Annotated in this window: 10 protein-coding genes and 1 tRNA gene; all 11 read left to right on the top strand. The window is 54.0% G+C overall.

Annotated features, from left to right (window positions below; translation table 11 throughout):
* Position 1: 1 nt before the first annotated feature.
* The 11 genes from AC6F7T_RS12040 (at position 2) to gltX (ending at position 17,502) form a co-directional block, all read left to right on the top strand.
* Positions 2-6,976 (top strand): beta-ketoacyl synthase N-terminal-like domain-containing protein, encoded by a 6,975-nt coding sequence (locus AC6F7T_RS12040; protein ID WP_500719178.1) that lies wholly within the window; start codon positions 2-4, stop codon positions 6,974-6,976.
* 322 nt (positions 6,977-7,298) lie between these two features.
* Complete coding sequence (locus tag AC6F7T_RS12035) at positions 7,299-8,342, top strand: 3-oxoacyl-ACP synthase III (RefSeq protein WP_500719176.1); 1,044 nt, start codon at positions 7,299-7,301, stop codon at positions 8,340-8,342.
* An 11-nt stretch (positions 8,343-8,353) separates the two neighbouring features.
* Positions 8,354-9,256, top strand: coding sequence for an alpha/beta fold hydrolase (locus tag AC6F7T_RS12030; RefSeq protein WP_500719174.1), 903 nt, complete (start codon positions 8,354-8,356; stop codon positions 9,254-9,256).
* Positions 9,253-10,920 (top strand): fatty acid CoA ligase family protein, encoded by a 1,668-nt coding sequence (locus AC6F7T_RS12025; RefSeq protein WP_500719172.1) that lies wholly within the window; start codon positions 9,253-9,255, stop codon positions 10,918-10,920. The genes AC6F7T_RS12030 and AC6F7T_RS12025 overlap by 4 nt, the downstream gene beginning before the upstream one ends.
* Positions 10,917-11,918 (top strand): NAD-dependent epimerase/dehydratase family protein, encoded by a 1,002-nt coding sequence (locus AC6F7T_RS12020; RefSeq protein WP_500719170.1) that lies wholly within the window; start codon positions 10,917-10,919, stop codon positions 11,916-11,918. Before AC6F7T_RS12025 ends, AC6F7T_RS12020 begins: the two co-directional genes overlap by 4 nt.
* The gene (locus AC6F7T_RS12015) at positions 11,908-12,600 is read left to right on the top strand and encodes a 4'-phosphopantetheinyl transferase superfamily protein (RefSeq protein WP_500719168.1); all 693 of its coding nucleotides are present in this window, start codon (positions 11,908-11,910) and stop codon (positions 12,598-12,600) included. The genes AC6F7T_RS12020 and AC6F7T_RS12015 overlap by 11 nt, the downstream gene beginning before the upstream one ends.
* 106 nt (positions 12,601-12,706) lie before the next feature.
* On the top strand, positions 12,707-14,086 hold the full coding sequence (locus tag AC6F7T_RS12010; protein ID WP_500719166.1) for a PQQ-dependent sugar dehydrogenase: 1,380 nt from the start codon (positions 12,707-12,709) through the stop codon (positions 14,084-14,086).
* A gap of 103 nt (positions 14,087-14,189) precedes the next feature.
* Positions 14,190-14,263, top strand: a tRNA-Cys gene (locus AC6F7T_RS12005).
* A 57-nt stretch (positions 14,264-14,320) separates the two neighbouring features.
* Positions 14,321-15,139 carry a TSUP family transporter gene (locus tag AC6F7T_RS12000; protein ID WP_500719163.1) on the top strand — a complete coding sequence of 273 codons (819 nt, stop codon included), beginning with the start codon at positions 14,321-14,323 and terminating at the stop codon, positions 15,137-15,139.
* 26 nt (positions 15,140-15,165) lie between these two features.
* Positions 15,166-15,969: an AmmeMemoRadiSam system protein B gene (amrB, locus tag AC6F7T_RS11995; RefSeq protein ID WP_500719161.1), complete on the top strand. Its 804-nt coding sequence runs from the start codon at positions 15,166-15,168 to the stop codon at positions 15,967-15,969.
* A 129-nt stretch (positions 15,970-16,098) separates the two neighbouring features.
* Positions 16,099-17,502, top strand: coding sequence for a glutamate--tRNA ligase (gltX, locus tag AC6F7T_RS11990; RefSeq protein ID WP_500719159.1), 1,404 nt, complete (start codon positions 16,099-16,101; stop codon positions 17,500-17,502).
* The last annotated feature ends 285 nt before the right edge of the window (positions 17,503-17,787 follow it).

Genomic DNA, 17,787 nt, shown 5'->3' with positions numbered 1-17,787 from the left:
AATGGCTTACACACAATCGGTTGCTATTGTTGCCATAGGGGGGGAGTTCCCTGACGCAGCAACCCTTGATGAGTACTGGGAGCGAATTCTCCAAAAAAGGAACAGTGCCCGTCGTCCGCCACCTGGACGCTGGCTGCTGCCGGCGGCAGAAATTTACGACCCCCGGGTTGGTCTGGTTGACCGGGTGTACTCAGATAAGGCTTGTTTTCTGGATGAAACAGGCACTGATGCTGCGATCCCCGGGCTTGATATTGACGCCGATTTTTTGCGTCAGCTAGATCCCATGTTCCGCCTGTTGTTACGGGTCGGGCAACAGACCTTGACCAGTGCCGCCAAGCAGACCTTTGATGCGGCGCGCGCCGGGGTAATTATCGGCAACCTGGCGTTGCCCAGTGAGAAATCCTCCGCCCTGGCCAGGCAACTGTTGGGCAGAACCTTTGCTGAAAAGCTTTGCGAAAAACCTCTGACCGTTGATAACCAGCCGATGCTTGCCCAAAATCATCATGTGGCCGGCTTACCGGCGGCGTTACTGGCACGGGCGTTGGGTTTTGGTGGTACCTGTTTCACCCTTGATGCTGCCTGTGCATCTTCCTTGTATGCCATCAAGCTGGCCGGCGATGAGCTGTTGTCAGGTCGAGCTGATCTGATGCTCGCCGGTGGCTTGTCGCGCCCTGATTCCCTCTACACCCAGATGGGTTTTTCCCAGTTGCGCGCCCTGTCGGCTACGGGTCGCTGTGCGCCTTTTGACCAGAGCGGTAACGGATTGGTGGTCGGCGAAGGGTGCGGTCTGTTGTTGCTTAAGCGTACCCGTGATGCACTGCGCGATGGTGATCGGATCCTGGCAGTCATTCGCGGCATCGGACTTTCCAATGACCTGCAGGGAAATCTGCTGGCCCCTTCGTCAGAAGGACAGTTGCGGGCGATGCGCGCGGCGTACCGACAGGCCGGTTGGCAGCCGAGTGATGTGGATCTGATTGAATGTCATGCCACCGGTACCCCGGTTGGCGACGCCGTTGAATTTTCCAGTTTACAGAATCTGTGGGGCAATAGCGGGTGGCGCAGTGGTCAGTGCGTTATCGGCTCGGTCAAAGCCAATATCGGCCATCTGCTGACCGCCGCCGGTGCCGCAGCCTCGATTAAGGCGATTCTGGCTCTGGCCCATCACACCCTGCCGCCACAGGCACATTTTGAGCAGCCGGCTCCAGGTATTGATCTCGATAAAAGTCCATTTCGACTTCTTGACCAGTCCTGCAACTGGCAACCCCGTCGTCCTGAGATACCGCGGCGTGCTGCCGTCAGTGCTTTTGGTTTCGGTGGTATCAACGCGCACATGTTGCTTGAGGAATGGTTGCCGGAACGATCTGCGCGAAAGAAAGTGACCCTGCATCCCTCGGTTACAGCACGTCAGACGCCGGTCGCAGTGGTCGGGCTGGCAGCCCATTACGGCCCCTGGTCTGAACTGGAGATGTTGCAGCAGCGGTTTTTTGGTGTTGACGATAAGGCGCAGCCACAATCTCCGGACCATTGGTGGGGTGCCGGGGAAAGTCGTTGGCTTCAGCAGATTTTCCCGGATGGCCTGCCGCAGGGGTTTTGTCTCGGACCCATCGGCGCTGCTGCTGGTGAGTTTCGCATCCCGCCAACCGAGATGGCAGAAATGCTGCCACGCCAGTTGCTGATGCTTAAGGTTGCCGCAGCCGCCTTAGAGGATGCCGGTGCTGCTCAAGACGATCATCTGTTTACCGGCATCTTCATCGGTTGTGGTCTCGATCTGAATGCGACAAATTTCAGCTTTCGCTGGGGTCTGGCGCAACAGGCCCGCATTTGGGCGCAAGAACTGGATCTTGAATTAAATGAGGAGGAACTTGGCGCCTGGATTGCTGAGCTGCGTGCTGCGGCCGGGCCGGCGTTGACTGCCAACCGTACCATGGGTGCACTGGGGAGTGTAACTGCCAGCCGCATTGCCCGCGAATTTGGTGCCGGTGGTCCGAGCTTCACCCTTTGCAGTGAAGAAAATTCCAGTTTGCGCGCACTGGAGGTGGCAATCCATGCCCTGCAGGAAGGTTCCATCAAGCGTGCGCTGGTTGGCGCTGTTGATCTGGCCGCCGACCTGCGCGATCTTGTCTGCCGTCAGCAAATGACCCCTTTTGCCGGTCCTGGTCAGTCTCGACCCCTTGATGCGGAAAGTCAGGGGATCCAGTTTGGGGAAGGGGCGGGAGCGCTGGTGCTCAAACGTCTGGATGATGCCCGCCAGGATGGCGATCAAATCCATGCCGTCATCAGTGGCATCGGCACCGCCATAGGTGGCACAGTTGCAGGGGTGTTGCCTTTGCCTGAGGTGCTACGCAGGGCGCTACGTGGGGCATGCAGCAGTGCCGGGGCCAAGCCCATGAATATTGGCTATCTGGAGGTTGATGGCAGTGGCGACCCTGAAGCTGATGTCCTCGAGGCAGCTGTTTTGTCTGAGTTTCTGGCGCTGGGTGACAACCTTCCCCCGTGTTGGCTCGGCAGTGTCAAAGCAGATATCGGTCATGCCGGTGGCGCTTCAGGGATGGCTGCTGTTATTAAAACGATACTTTGTTTAAAACAGCGTCTGTTGCCCCCCGTCCGTAAGCTGGCCAGATTGCGCTCTGAATGGACAACCACCACCGGGCGATTTCAGATCGCTGATGCGCCCCAGTACTGGGTAACCAACCGTGCCGCCGGGGAACGTCGCGCCATGGTTACGGCGTTGGGCAATGATGGCAGTTATTCTGCTCTGATTATCGAGGAACACCAGGGCAACGAGCCTGTATCCGGGGTCAATCGCCCCTTAGGTGATCTGGCGGCAGGGCTTTTTGTCATCAGCGCCAATACTTTTAACGCGGTGGGCGAAAAACTGACCGAGTTAACAAATCTCACCTCTCGCTATAGCGCTGAATCGGCCGATCAGCTGGCGCAGCGCTGGTATCGCCACCATCCACCTGAACCCGATGCGCCACTGTGTCTGGCGCTTGTTGTCGAAAACCCTGCGGATCTGATTGTTCAGATCGATCAGGTAACACTGCAACTTGACCGCCTTGCTGCCGATGAGACCCTTAGTTTCACTGATTTGTTATCCCCGGCGCAGCGTGAGCGGGCATTCTTTAGTCGTGAGCGCCTTGCGACCAATGGCAAGCTGGCCTTTGTTTTTCCTGGATCCGGTAATCATTTTGCCGGCATGGGACGAGATCTGGCAGCGCGCTGGCCGGAAATCTATAGTGCCCAGGAAGCCGGCAGTTCCTATCTGGCCGATCAATATCAGCCGCAGCGTTTCTGGAATGGTGCATTGAGCGACGCTGTGCTGGAAGATCACAACGCGCTGGTGATTTCCCATGTGGCCCTGTGTACCGCCTTGCATGATCTCCTCAGCCGGTTTGCTGTCCGGCCGCAGATGGTCAGTGGTTACAGTCTCGGCGAATCGTCCGGACTCTTTTCTACCGGTGCCTGGCGTGAACGCGATGCCATGCTGCAACGCCTCAAGGATTCCTCCCTGTTTACCCGCGAGCTGGCTGGTGAGTGTCGTGCCGCGCGGCGCATATGGGGGTTGCCCCCCGGTCAACAGGTTGACTGGTCTCTGGGGATTGTCAATGCCGCAGCCGATCAGGTCAACAAGGTGATTGCCGGCAAAAAACAGGTCTACCTGTTGATCATCAACACCTACAAAGAGTGTGTTATCGGCGGCCAGCGCCGGCAGGTTGGAGCGACTGTCAAGGAACTGGGCGGCCATTTTATCCCCTTGCACGGGGTTACGACGGTTCATTGTGAGGTAACAAAAGCGGTGGCAGATGCCTACCGCAATCTTCATCTGTTTGATGTCAGAGTGCCTCGCGGCATCGATTTCTACAGTTGCGCCTTCGGCGCTAAATACCCCCTGACCACAACCAACGCCGCCGATGCGATTCTGGCCCAGGCTCTCGATACCATCGACTATCCACGGCTGATTGAACGTCTTTATGCTGATGGTGCCAGAATCTTCCTTGAAGTCGGCCCGGGTTCGTCCTGCTCGCGGATGATTTCCAGTATCCTCGCTGAACGTCCTCACCTGGCGCGTTCTTTCTGTGTGCCGGGACAGGATGCGGTGTTGCAGCTGTTGCGCCTGTTAGGCCACTGCCTGGTTGAAGGGGTCAAGGTAGATCTGTCACCACTGTATTCCACCAGCCATATCGAGGTAGCCGCCGGAAGCACACAGCGCCCACAGATCGCCACCAGCAGAGGTGGTCCTGCCTTTGCGCCAACGCTAGCGGTGACTGAACAATCACCAGAACAACCGGTTGTGCCGCAGGCTCCAGCAATCAATCCGATACCTTCTGCAGCAGCGACAGGGGAGCAGGTCCCCTTGACCTCAGAGATGACGACCACCAACGGGGGCACTGCGCTTGCTCAATTAACCAGCGGATTTCGTGATGCTGTCGCGGCAGGGGCTTGCGCCCATGCGGCTTTTCTGGAGCTGTCAGCCGATCTGGAACACACCCTCGCTGAGCAGATCGCTTATCAGCAGCAACTTCTGCAACACGGGGAGGGGTGCAACCTTGACCTGGCACAATTAAACATCGACTGTGAACAAGAAAGCCAGCATGCCGATCATGTTTCAGTGATACATAGTCAAACGGCTGTGTCAGAACAAAACCTCAGCAGGATTGCTCCGGTTTTTGATCGCTCTATGTGTATGGAGTTTGCCATCGGGTCGGTGGCTAAAATGCTGGGCAACGATTTTGCCGAAGTCGATACCTTCCCCACGCGCGTGCGCCTGCCCGATGAGCCCCTGATGCTGGTTGACCGGATTGTCGCTCTTGAAGGGGAACCCCGCTCCATGAGCTTTGGACGGGTGGTTACCGAGCATGATGTCACTGCTGAGCGCTGGTATCTTGATGGTGGCCGTATCCCCACCTGTGTTGCAGTGGAAGCCGGTCAGGCTGACCTGTTTCTGTCCGGGTATCTGGGCATCGATTTTATCACCAGGGGACAGGCGGTCTATCGCCTGCTTGATGCGGTTGTTACCTTTCATCGTGGCTTACCGACGATCGGCGAGACTATCCGTTACGATATCCACATCGACAAATTTTTCCGGCAGGACCAGACCTATCTGTTCCGTTTTCATTTTGAAGCGACGGTCAATGGTGAACCCCTGTTGAGTATGCGCGATGGTTGCGCCGGCTTCTTCAGTGCCGCGGAACTGGCAGCAGGCAAGGGCATTGTTCATACCCGCCTCGATCTGCTGCCGCAGCCGGGACGTTTGCCTGCTGACTGGCGGCAACTGGTGCCGCTAACAGTCGAATCCTACAGCGATGTCCAGGTTGCAGCTCTCTATGCCGGCGATCTGGCCGGTTGTTTTGGCGCCGCCTTTGCCGGCTTGCCGCTGGACGATCCTTACACCCTGCCCGGCGGCAAATTGAAACTGGTTGATCGAGTGCTTGTGCTTGACCCGGCAGGGGGACGTTATGGCCTGGGACAGATTAGGGCGGAAATGGATATCCAACCCGACGCCTGGTTTTTAACCTGCCACTTTGTTGATGATCGGGTTATGCCGGGAACCCTGATGTATGAATGCTGTATGCATACCTTACGAATTTATCTGCTGCGCATGGGGTGGATCGGCGAGAGCGGCACTACCTGGTGTGAACCGGTACCCGGTGTCCACAGTGGTTTAAAATGTCGCGGTCAGGTCATTGAAACAACGAAAAAGGTCACCTACCAGGTGAGCATCAAGGAATTGGGCTATGGTCCGGAGCCTTTTGCCATTGTTGATGCCCTGATGTTTGCCGATGATCACCCGATTGTCGAGATTCCTGACATGTCGGTACGTTTGAGCGGTCTTGATCGTAACAAAGTCGAGGCGTTATGGCTGGGTCAGCCGCAACCGGTCACAACTGAAGACAAGCGCGTTCTTTACGACCGCGAGCGCATAACCGCTTTTGCCATCGGCAACCCTTCAGCGGCCTTTGGTGAACCTTATCGAATTTTTGATCAGGAGCGTAAGATTGCGCGCCTGCCCGGACCGCCGTTCCAGTTCCTTGACCGGATAATGGATGTCAAGGGGGAGCCCTGGAAGCTGATTGAGGGAGCTACAGTCGTAGCCCAGTACGATGTGCCGCCGGATGCCTGGTACTTCGCCGCCGGGCGACAACCGGAAATTCCCTTTAGTGTTTTGCTCGAGATCGGTCTTCAGCCCTGCGGCTGGCTGGCTGCCTATCTGGGTTCGGCGCTAACCAGCGATACCGATCTGTCATTCCGCAACCTGGACGGTCAGGCGATTCAACACAAGGCGGTGACAGCAACTAGCGGGACTCTCAGCATCGAGGTCGAGATTACCCGGGTTGCCAGTAGCGGCGGGATGATTATCCAGGGGTATGATTTTCATGTGCGGGACCAGGTGGGACCGGTTTATACCGGCTCCACCGTCTTTGGTTTCTTCTCTGCAGCCGCACTGGCTCAGCAGGTCGGTGTGCGCGGAGCCACAAGCTGGCAACCGTCGGCAGAGCAAATCAACCGTGCCAAATCCTTCGACTATCCCGAGCAAGCACCATTTCCCGCCACCATGCTGCGGATGGTCGATACGATCGATCTGTTCATCGCTGATGGTGGGCCGCAACAGCTGGGCTTTATCCGTGGCAGCAAAATCGTCGATCCCGACGAATGGTTTTTCAAGGCACATTTTTATCAGGATCCGGTCTGTCCCGGTTCATTAGGTCTTGAATCGTTTCTGCAACTACTCAAAGTGGTTGCCGCCGAGCGCTGGGGTGCCTCTGCCGCGACGCGCTTTGAAGCCATAGCGCTGGGGGAGGAGCATCGCTGGAATTACCGTGGCCAGATTATCCCGACCAATCAGCGCGTGGAAATCGAAGCGGTCATTACCGCAGTTGATGATCACAGTAGAACCCTTAAGGCTGATGGACTGTTGTCAGTAGATGGTAAAATCATCTACCAGATGAAGCAGTTTGCCTTGCGGCTTCACCCATAAAAGCGCTGATGCTTCACCTGTCGGGTGAATTATGTTACAAGGTGCGCTGAACCATCTACTTTCAATCAATAAAAGGGTCTGATTCCCCGCAGTTTGTTGCGTTAGCTTGAAATGAATTCAGGAGTCAGAATCCAGAAATATTTGCCGATAAACTGATACTTTTTGTTTCGTATCTGTTCAGCAGGGAACGGGGCTACCAAGCAAAGTAATTGATGAATAATGACGTTTTTTTTCTTCCGGATTCTGTATTCAAAACTTTTAATCCCTATGCCGCGTTGCTTGCGGCGGGGGAGTCTTTTGCCATGGTGAAATTAATACCTCAATGAAATATACCCGTGTCCATATCGAATCGGTTGGTTATGAACTGGCTCCCATCGTTGTTACCTCGACCGAACTGGAAAACCGGTTAGCACCGGTCTACAAAGCGCTACATATCGCTCCGGGACAGTTGGAAGCACTGACCGGCATCCGTGAGCGCCGCTGGTGGAAACCAAACACCTCGATCTCGGACGGAGCCATCGCCGCGGCAAAAAAATCGTTACAGGAGCTCAATATCGCTGCTGAGGATATCGGCGCGGTGGTTTATGCCGGGGTTTGTCGTGAGCATTTTGAGCCGGCTACCGCCTGCCTGGTTGCTTCGGCACTTGGGGTGCGAGGTGATGTAGCAATCTACGATATTTCAAATGCTTGCCTTGGTGTTCTTAATGGAGTACTTGATATCGCTAACCGGATTGAACTGGGGCAGATTCGCGCTGGTCTGGTTGTTGCCTGCGAAAGTTCGCGGGAAATTAACGAGATTATGATTCAGAAGATGCTCGACAATCCGACCATGCCCCTGTTTACCCACTCCCTGGCAACCCTGACCGGTGGCTCCGGAGCAGCAGCGGTGTTGTTAACTGACGGTTCCTTCTCGCCGTCGCGGCGGCCAAAACTGCTGGGTGGGGTCAACGTCGCTGAACCCCAATATCATCAACTGTGTCGCTGGGGAATGCATCAGGAGTCCACCGCCTGCCAACAACCGTTCATGCAGACCGATGCGGTTGCTGTCATGAAACACGGGGTTGAACTGGGCAAACGCACCTGGGAGCTTTTCAGTCGTAAACTTGGCATCACCGCTGATAAAATCGATAAGGTCATCTGTCATCAGGTGGGAGAAGCACATCAGCGCCTGATTTTGCAGACCCTCGGTATCGATCCGGCAAAGGATTTTCAAACCTACGAATTCCTCGGTAATATGGGCACGGTATCCCTGCCGATCACCGCGGCCATCGCCAAAGAACGCGATCTGCTGCGCGCCGGTGACCTGGTCGGCTTTCTCGGCATCGGCAGTGGCCTGAACTGTCTGATGATGGCAATCCAATGGTAATTGATTCTCCGTTGTTTAAATCCGAATACCCCTTTAAAAGCAACTTTCTCGATCTGAACGGCCTGGCTTATCATTATCTTGACGAAGGCAAGGGCGATCCGGTTGTGATGCTCCACGGTAATCCAAGTTGGTCTTTCTATTATCGCAACCTGGCGCGCCAACTGAGCAAGCGTCATCGCGTCATTGTGCCTGACCATATCGGCTGCGGACTGTCAATGAAGCCGGCCGACTCCCTGTATCATTATCGCCTCAAACAGCGGGTTGATGATCTTGAGCGCTTGATTGATCATCTGCAGTTACCGGAAAAAATAACCCTGGTTCTTCATGACTGGGGGGGCATGATCGGCATGGCCTGGGCAATTCGCCACCCGCAGCGTCTAGCGCGACTGGTACTGATGAACACCGCTGCTTTTCATCTGCCGGACGGTAAAAAACTGCCACTGGCGCTAAAAATCTGTCGAGACACCCAGTTTGGAGCCTTTCTGGTGCAGGGTTTCAACCTCTTTGCCCGTGCTGCGGCCAAGGTCGGCTGCAAGCGCAATCCAATGCCCACCGAACTGCGTCAGTTTTATTGCAGCCCTTACGATAACTGGCAGCACCGGATTGCAACCTTGCGTTTTGTACAGGACATCCCTCTGCAGCCTGAGGACCCCAGCTATGCTCTGGTGAGCGAAGTCGAGCAAGGTCTGACACAATTCAAAAAGGTGCCGGTCTGTATTCTCTGGGGGGAAAAGGATTTTGTTTTTGATCAGCATTTTTTGCGTGAGTGGGAAAAACATTTTCCCCAGGCCGATGTCCATCATTTTGCTGATTGCGGTCATTACCTCCTGGAAGATGCTACGGAAGAGGTTATCCCGATCATCCGTGATTTTCTGCGCCAACACCCACTGGATAAACAACGCAAGACATCATGATTTCTGAACCCTTCGGTAATATCGCCGCCTACCTGCCCGCGATGGCCGGCCGCCAGCCGGACACGGTTGCCGTTTATTGCCCCGTCGGACGCTTCACGCTGCAGCAGAAATATGCCAGCTATACCTACGCCGAGCTTGAGCGTCAGAGTAATTGTATCGCAGCGGTTTTGATTAACCTGGACATTGGTCGCGGCGTTCGAACGGTGCTGATGGTGCCTCCTGGTCTGGAATTTTTTGCCCTGACCTTCGCCTTGTTCAAGGTCGGAGCTGTGCCGGTGCTGGTTGATCCCGGCATGGGGACAAAAAATCTGAAAACCTGCCTGGAAGAAGCGCAACCAACAGCCTTTATCGGTATCCCCAAGGCCCATTTGGCGCGGCGCCTGTTGGGTTGGGCACGGCGCACCCTGGCCGTGCGGCTGACCACCGGCCCACGCTTATGGTTTGATGAATATTCCCTGCCAAACCTCCTTGCCACAACAGACGAGCAGGTGACATGCCCACCGATTGACCCCGAACCTGATGAGACCGCCGCTATTCTTTTCACCAGCGGTAGCACCGGTGTCCCCAAAGGGGTGGTTTATACCCATCAGAATTTTATTGCCCAGGTACAAGCCCTTAAAAATATCTACCAGATTCAACCCGGAGAAATTGATCTGCCGACTTTTCCTCTTTTTGCCCTGTTCGCGCCGGCCCTGGGGATGACGGCAGTGATTCCGCAGATGGATTTCACTCGCCCGGGAGAAGTCGATCCACAAAAGATCATCAGCGCCATCAAGCGTTTTGAAGTGACAACCATGTTCGGTTCGCCGGCCTTGATCCGCCGGGTGGCGTTGTATGGTAACCAACATGGAATCAGCTTGCCGACCCTTAAGCGAGTGATCTCAGCCGGCGCCCCGGTAGCCGCGACGACGTTGGAGCAGTTCAGCCATTTGCTGCCTGAGAATGTGCGTATCTTTACCCCTTATGGGGCTACCGAAGCCCTGCCGGTCTGTTCGATTGATAGTGCGACCATTCTTGAGCAGACCCGCCAGCGAACTGATCAGGGGCGCGGGGTGTGCGTTGGCCGACCGGTTCCGGGGGTTGAGGTTGCTATCATTCCCATCAGTGATGAGGTGATAGATCAGTTTGACAGCAAATTATTACTTGCTGTCGACCAGATTGGCGAAATTATCGTTACCGGTCAACAGGTGACCCGTTCCTACTTCAACCAGGCAGAATCAACCCGGTTGGCGAAGATTGCCGATCCCATCAACCAGCGGTTTTTTCACCGCATGGGCGACCTTGGTTACCGTGACGATATGGGGCGAATCTGGTTCTGTGGGCGCAAGAGCCACCGCGTCATTAGTACTCAAGAGACCCTGTTTACCATCCCCTGCGAAGGGGTTTTCAATACCCATCCGCAGGTGTTTCGTACCGCTCTGGTTGGTGTAAAAATTGACGACAAGACGGTGCCGCTTATCTGTGTTGAACTCGAATCCGGAATCCCTCGCGCCCAGCACCAGCAGATTATTGACGATCTGCGCGCCATCGCCGCCAGATTCACGCATACGGCTCGGATCGAACGCTTTTTGATTCATCCTGCCTTTCCCGTTGATATCCGCCACAACGCCAAAATTTTCCGCGAAAAATTGGCGGTCTGGGCCCAGCAACAGGAGACATCATGATATTGGTCACCGGTGGCCGCGGCTTTCTTGGTGGTGCTATTGTCCGCCTGTTGAGGGAACAGGGTGAACATGTACGCTCTTTGGCGCGGCATCCCTCAGCGGCACTGGAGGACATCGGGGTCGAACAGTTTATTGGCGATTTGACTGACCAGGTTCTTGTTGATCAGGCGGTCAGCGGTTGTGATCTGGTCTATCATGTTGCGGCCAAGGCCGGTGTCTGGGGCCGCTACGAGGATTTTTACCGCAGCAATGTCAGCGGCACGCAGAACGTCATCACTGCCTGTCGCCAGGCCGGTGTGCTGCGGTTGGTCTATACCAGCTCGCCGAGTGTTGTTTTTGATGGTAACGATATGGAAGGGGTTGATGAAACGGTTCCTTATCCTGATAAATTTCACGCCTTTTACCCGCAAACCAAGGCCCTGGCCGAGCAGCTGGTGCTGGCTGCCAACGACGAGCAGTTGGCAACAGTAGCACTGCGCCCTCATCTGATCTGGGGGCCGGGAGACAATCATCTGGTCCCCCGGATTCTTGAACGTGGGAGTAAGGGACAGTTGCGCAAAGTTGGGGCGGGCAGTAAGCTGGTTGACAGCGTCTATATTACTAACGCCGCCCGTTCTCATCTGCAGGCGGCAGCGGCCCTGTCACCCGGGTCTGCGGTTGCCGGCAAGGCCTACTTTATCGCCAATAACGAACCCCTGCCCTTATGGGATCTGATCAACCGCATCCTCGCCGCCGGTAATCTTCCTCCGGTGACACGCACCATTTCCCCCCGGCTGGCTTATGCTGCCGGAGCAATCCTTGAGTTGATTTATCGTTCTTTCAATTTGCCCGGTGAACCACCTATGACCCGCTTTGTTGCCAAAGAGCTGGCAACTGCGCACTGGTTCGATCTATCAGCAGCAAAAAATGATTTTGGCTACTGTCCGGAAATCAGTGTTGAACAAGGTCTACAGCGTTTGGAATCCTGGCTGCAACAAGGGCATTTGCGTGAAGCCTGACATTTCCCGCTGGCAGATAGCTCCGGAAAATCTTCAGCTTGATCCCCATGAACTGCATCTGTGGCGCTTTCGTATCGATATTTCAGCCACAGCTGCCGGCGGCCTGCGCCAATGCCTGTCTGCCGATGAGATTAGCCGCGCTGAGCGCTTTATAAGATGGCAGCAGCAAATCAAATTTGTTGCCGCCCGCTACGGGTTGCGACGGATTCTTGCCGGTTATCTGCAGTGTTCACCTGCGTCCATTGTGCTTGCCTACAGTGAGCAGGGGAAACCTTCCCTCAATGAGAAACATCAGTCAGATATCAAGTTTAATCTGTCTCACTCGGGTGACTGGGCAACCCTTGCTGTAACAGCAGGTTCTGACGTCGGCGTTGATGTCGAAGGGGTTATCAACCGGAACCATCTGGAGCAGCTTGGTGACTATGCTTTTGATGACGCTGAGAAGAGATTGTTTGCTGATTATTCTGCTGCCCGCCAACGGCGTGGGTTTTATCGCTTGTGGACGGCTAAAGAGGCCAGGTTAAAAATGATCGGGGTTGGGCTCAGTGATTTGAGATCATCTTATTCTCCTGGCTTTTTGCATCTTTTCCCTGTTGCAAAAAAATATCTTGCTGCCCTTGCGGCTGATACTGATATCCACAAGATCAGTAGATACCATTGTTGGTTTGGAGAAGATCAATAGACGAAAAGCATCCCTTGCCATAGGATTCCCGACCCGCTGCTGAACAGATACCCCGTTTTTATGATAACCTTGACGCGTTGGTACACCTCATCCAGATGAGTTTGAGATGAAAAAACAGGTTCAAAGATTAACCGTTGCCATCATTCTTCTTGCGGGCTGGCTCAGTGCCTTTCTGGTGACCGGTCAATATGGGCGTTCATCACTCTATCTGTTGCTGCCGGTCTTTCTACTTGGCGCCGGAATGGGGTTGCTGCTCAAACTCACCAATATCCGCGCGACCGTATTGACTCTGGCGATAACCGCTTTAGCCTCTCTGGCGTTGCTTAATCAGTTTTTCCCCCAGCATATGCCGCGCCTCACTGCCCAAAAAACAACCAGCCCCGATCCTTATCTGATCAGCATTGAGGTTCCTGTTGCTGATCAACTGTCCGAATTCATGACTGAAAGGTTTCTGGAAAGTACAGCCCCTGTAATTATCCAACTGATTGCCCGTTTGCCGTCACCGGGCCGACAGATGCTGATCGTTGATAACCGCTTGTACGTGACCTTGTCTGATCTTGGTGCGATCTATTTAATTGATCAGATCAGCAGTGCGCACCCCACGGATAGGCCCATTCTCTATCATTCCGGTCTGGATCGTCCTTTCGGTTTGGCCGCCGGCAATGGTCGGTTATTTGTTGCTGAGCCGTATCAGGTGATTGAGCTGTTCGATCACAATCAGGATCTGCAGGTCGATGCAGAAAGGATCCTGCTTGATGGTTTGCCGGATGATGGTGGTCACTGGATGCGCGCGTTGACCAGTGACATTGATGGATTTCTTTTTCTTTCTATTGGTTCACGCTGTAATGCTTGCGAGGAGGAGGATCAGCGACGGGGGACCATTATGCGGATTGATCCCGATACCGGAGCTACGCGTGAATTGGCTCGTGGTTTGCGGAACAGCCTGGGGCTGGCTGTTGCTCCTGATACTGGCTTGTTATGGGGAACCGACATCAGTCGTGTATTGCAGGGACGAATCCCGCCAGCGGATGAGTTGAATCGCATCAGTGAGGGCGAGCATTATGGCTGGCCTTATTGCTATGGCCAACAGACTCCCGATCCACAATTAGGCTCAGCACAATTATGCCATGATAGCGTGCCGGCAACAGTTGATCTGCCTCCTTTGTGCCAACCCATGGGCTTAGCTTTCGGTAACCGATTAATGGCCCCTGTGGAGTATCAGAACAGTATCTATATATTATGCAGTGGCAGCGGTTATCGTTTATCACTTTCCGGCCCAAAAATTATTCGTTTTTCTTATCAGCAGGGAGCAATCATTGGTAACTCAAGCGATTTTCTCCGTGGTTGGAATACTGTGTGGGGGGCGCCGATTGCTTTGGCCGTGTCAGATCAGGGTGATCTGTATATCAGTGACGAAAAAACCCAAGCGATCTATCGTGTGCGCTGGCCTGAAACGGCGCATCAGGATGCGCAAACAGTTCGTTGATATGTTTCATCTTCGACTACCTTGTTTTAAACGGAAGGATTTTCTCCTTGACACTCCACGGTCTATTTGGTACTTCAATCTGCACGCCGGATCGGCACATATCGGCCCCGTCGCCAAGTGGTAAGGCAGAGGTCTGCAACACCTTTATCAGCAGTTCGAATCTGCTCGGGGCCTCCAATAATCCAGAAGTGCCAGCCTTTTTTACGGCTGGCACTTTTTTTTAGATCATTCTCCATGGAACTCCTTACTCCCCAGATCATTATCCTGACCATCACCTTCGGTGTGATCGCCGGTTTTCTTGCCGGCTTGCTGGGAATTGGTGGCGGGGTTGTTCTGGTGCCACTGTTTTTATGGCTGTTTCCGCTGGCCGGATTACCACCGGAACTGGTTGTCCACACGGCATTTGGTACCAGCCTTGCGATCATTCTGCCAACCGCTGTCATCAGCACCCTCGGGCATCGCAAACGTGGTAACATCCATGGTGAGATGGTCCTTTATCTTGCGCTAGGTGGCATCATTGGCGGTTTGCTCGGCGCCACCGTCGCGGCACTGGTGTCCGGCAGTATCCTCAAAATCTGTTTTGGTCTGTTACAGATTGTCATCAGCGTGCGTCTGCTTTTTTTCAAGCAGCCTTATCTGCCACCGGAATCTATTGATTGCGCGCGCCCCCGGCAGTTTGTTGCGGTTGGCTTTATCGGTGGGTCTTTTTCGGCTTTTTTTGGTATCGGTGGCGGGGTAATCACTGTTCCCTTGCTGCTGCTGCTATTGCATCTGCCGATGCGCCTGGCAGTTGGCAATTCAAGTGCCCTGATTGTCGTGTCATCTTTGGCAGCGGTGACAGGCTATATCTGGCATGGATTGCAACAGCCGCTTGTTGCTCCTTATTCTCTCGGTTACGTTAACTGGCTGGTGGTTCTCCTGGTGGCGCCGGTGACCATGATCTGTGCGCGCCTGGGCGTGCGCTTTGCCGGTAGAACCAGTCAGACCAGACTGATTCGGATTTTTGCCGTGGTGCTGTTGTCGATCGGGGTTAAAATCGTATTCAACCTTTAGCCGGATATTTGTTCACAGGAGGAGCCATGATTCGTCAGCCTGTTGTCGCCGGACTCTTTTATCCCGCCAGTGCCATTGAACTGACCCGTCAGTTGACATCTTTTATCGCAACTGTGGAGCAGCAACAGATAGCAACGGCGGTAGTGCTGCCCCATGCCGGTTATGTGTATTCGGGTGATGTGGCCGGCGCGGTGATTTCCCGCATCAAGGTACCGCAGCAAGTCATTCTGCTCGGCCCCAATCATCATGGCAGGGGAGAGCAAATGGCTGTCAGCGCTGTCGATGCCTGGGCGACCCCCCTGGGGGACGTCACTGTTGCGGCAGATTTACGCGCACATCTGCTTGTTGAAATACCGCAGTTGGTGCTGGATGACCGTGCCCATCAGCAGGAACATTCCCTTGAAGTGCTGCTGCCGTTTCTGCAACATGTACAACCACAACTGGAGATTGTTCCTGTCACCTTAAAGCATTCTGACTTTTCCCGGCTCTGTGATTTGGGCGCCGGAATTGCTCGGGCACTGAAAACCTGGAATCAGTCGGTGCTGCTGGTTGCCAGCAGTGATATGAATCATTTTTTACCGGCTGCAGAGAATGTCCGACTCGATTCTCTAGCTATCGATGCCATGACATCTTTTGATCCTCAGCGGCTGTATCGGGTGGTTGCTGAGCAACAAATCAGCATGTGTGGCGTTTTTGCTGTTGTTGCCGTGATGGAAGCGGCCAAAGCCCTGGGCGCACAAAACTGTGACCTGGTACGTTACAGCCATTCCGGTGAAAAAAGTGGCGATAACAGTCGGGTTGTGGGGTATGCTGGACTTTTAATAGATTAAGCTCCGGATTCTGAAGTCATTATCGTCAAGATGATGCCCTGGATTTTCTTCTGGATTCTAAATTCTGTCTTCTCAATTCAACGGCCTCGCTGCGTGCGGCGGGACAGTTTATTTAACCAAGGAGTTTCTATGTCTGAATTGCGTGTTCGTTTTGCTCCCAGTCCAACGGGATACCTGCATATCGGCGGTGCCAGAACCGCCTTGTTCAATTATCTGCTGGCTAAAAAAGAGCAGGGCACTTTTGTCTTGAGAATTGAAGATACCGATCTTGCGCGTTCAACCGAAGAATCGGTGCAGGCGATTCTCGATGCCATGGAATGGCTCGGTTTGCGCTGTGATGAAGGCCCCTATTATCAGACGGAGCGTTTTGGCCTTTATCAGCAAAAAGTCATGCAGTTGCTTAACGAAGGTAAGGCTTACCGTTGTTATTGTACCCCGGAAGAACTTGATGCCAAGCGCCAACTGGCCATGGAACAAGGGCGCAAACCCAAGTATGACGGCACCTGCCGTAAACGGATCGATCATCCTGACGCCCCCCATGTCATCCGTTTTAAATTGCCGAATCCTGAAGGTGAAACGGTTGTTGCTGATCAGATCAAAGGGGCAGTAACGTTTCGCCACGAAGAACTGGACGACCTGATCATCCAGCGTAGTGACGGTACTCCCACCTACAATTTTGTCGTGGTTGTTGATGATGCGGAAATGGGCATCACCCTGGTGATTCGTGGCGATGATCACCTCAATAACACACCGCGACAGATCCTGCTGTATCAGGCGTTAGGCTATCAGGTGCCACTGTTTGCCCATGTACCAATGATTCTCGGTTCTGACAAAAAGCGTTTATCCAAGCGCCACGGCGCTACCTCGGTCATGGCTTATAAAGAGCTTGGCTATCTACCGGAAGCGCTGGTCAACTACCTGGTGCGCCTGGGCTGGTCACTGGGGGATGAAGAGATCTTCAGCATGACCGATCTGATTGAAAAATTCAGTTTGGAAGGGGTAGGGCGCTCCGCTGGTGTGTTCAATCCGGAAAAACTGCTGTGGCTTAACAGTCATTACATCAAAACCGGCGATCCTGACCGTCTGGCTGACCTGTTGCTGCCGTTTCTGGCGGCGGCGGAGGTTAGTGTTGACGGCGGACCTGAGCTGGTTGAAGTCGTTAAAAGTCTGCAGGAACGTTCTGCCACCCTGGTCGAAATGGCTGCAGGAGCAGCTTTTTACTATCGGGATGAAGTGCTTTTTGATGAAGCGGCACAAGCTAAATTTATTACTGCAGAACACCAAAGCATGCTGATGACTGTACGGGAGGTGCTGGCGCAACAACGTGATTTTGACCATGACACAATCGAAAAAGCCTTCGCCAAGGTGATGGAAATCACCGGCCTGAAGTTTGGTAAGATTGGTCAGCCCCTGCGGGTTGTGCTGACCGGCGGTACGGCCAGTCCGGGCATCTACGACATTCTGCAGATTATCGGTAAGGAACGCGCAGTTAAAAGGCTGGAGCGAGCTATTGCTTTGATCAACAACTGCTGATTACGCTGTCGACACATATTGTTTATCTGGTTGTCTGTTTGACTCCAGTAAAGCAGAAAAGCGGATATGAATTCTGCGACTTCGTTTTGCTTTGGCGCAGAATGACGGCAGGCTGTCTTTCTTAACTGTATGACCAACGCCGATTAGCTCTGGCTGCGAACCCAGTCATCCAGCTGCTCAGAAATTTCTACCGGCAAATCGACAAACTTCATTCCCATACCTGCTTCAAAAGGAAGATGGCTACCAAAGGGGCGCTTCCAGACGACTTCACACAAACAGCGAACA

It is taken from the genome of Pelovirga sp. (assembly GCF_059864205.1).
Note: the sequence above shows the minus strand (reverse complement) of the source record. Positions and strands in the feature narration are given on the sequence as shown.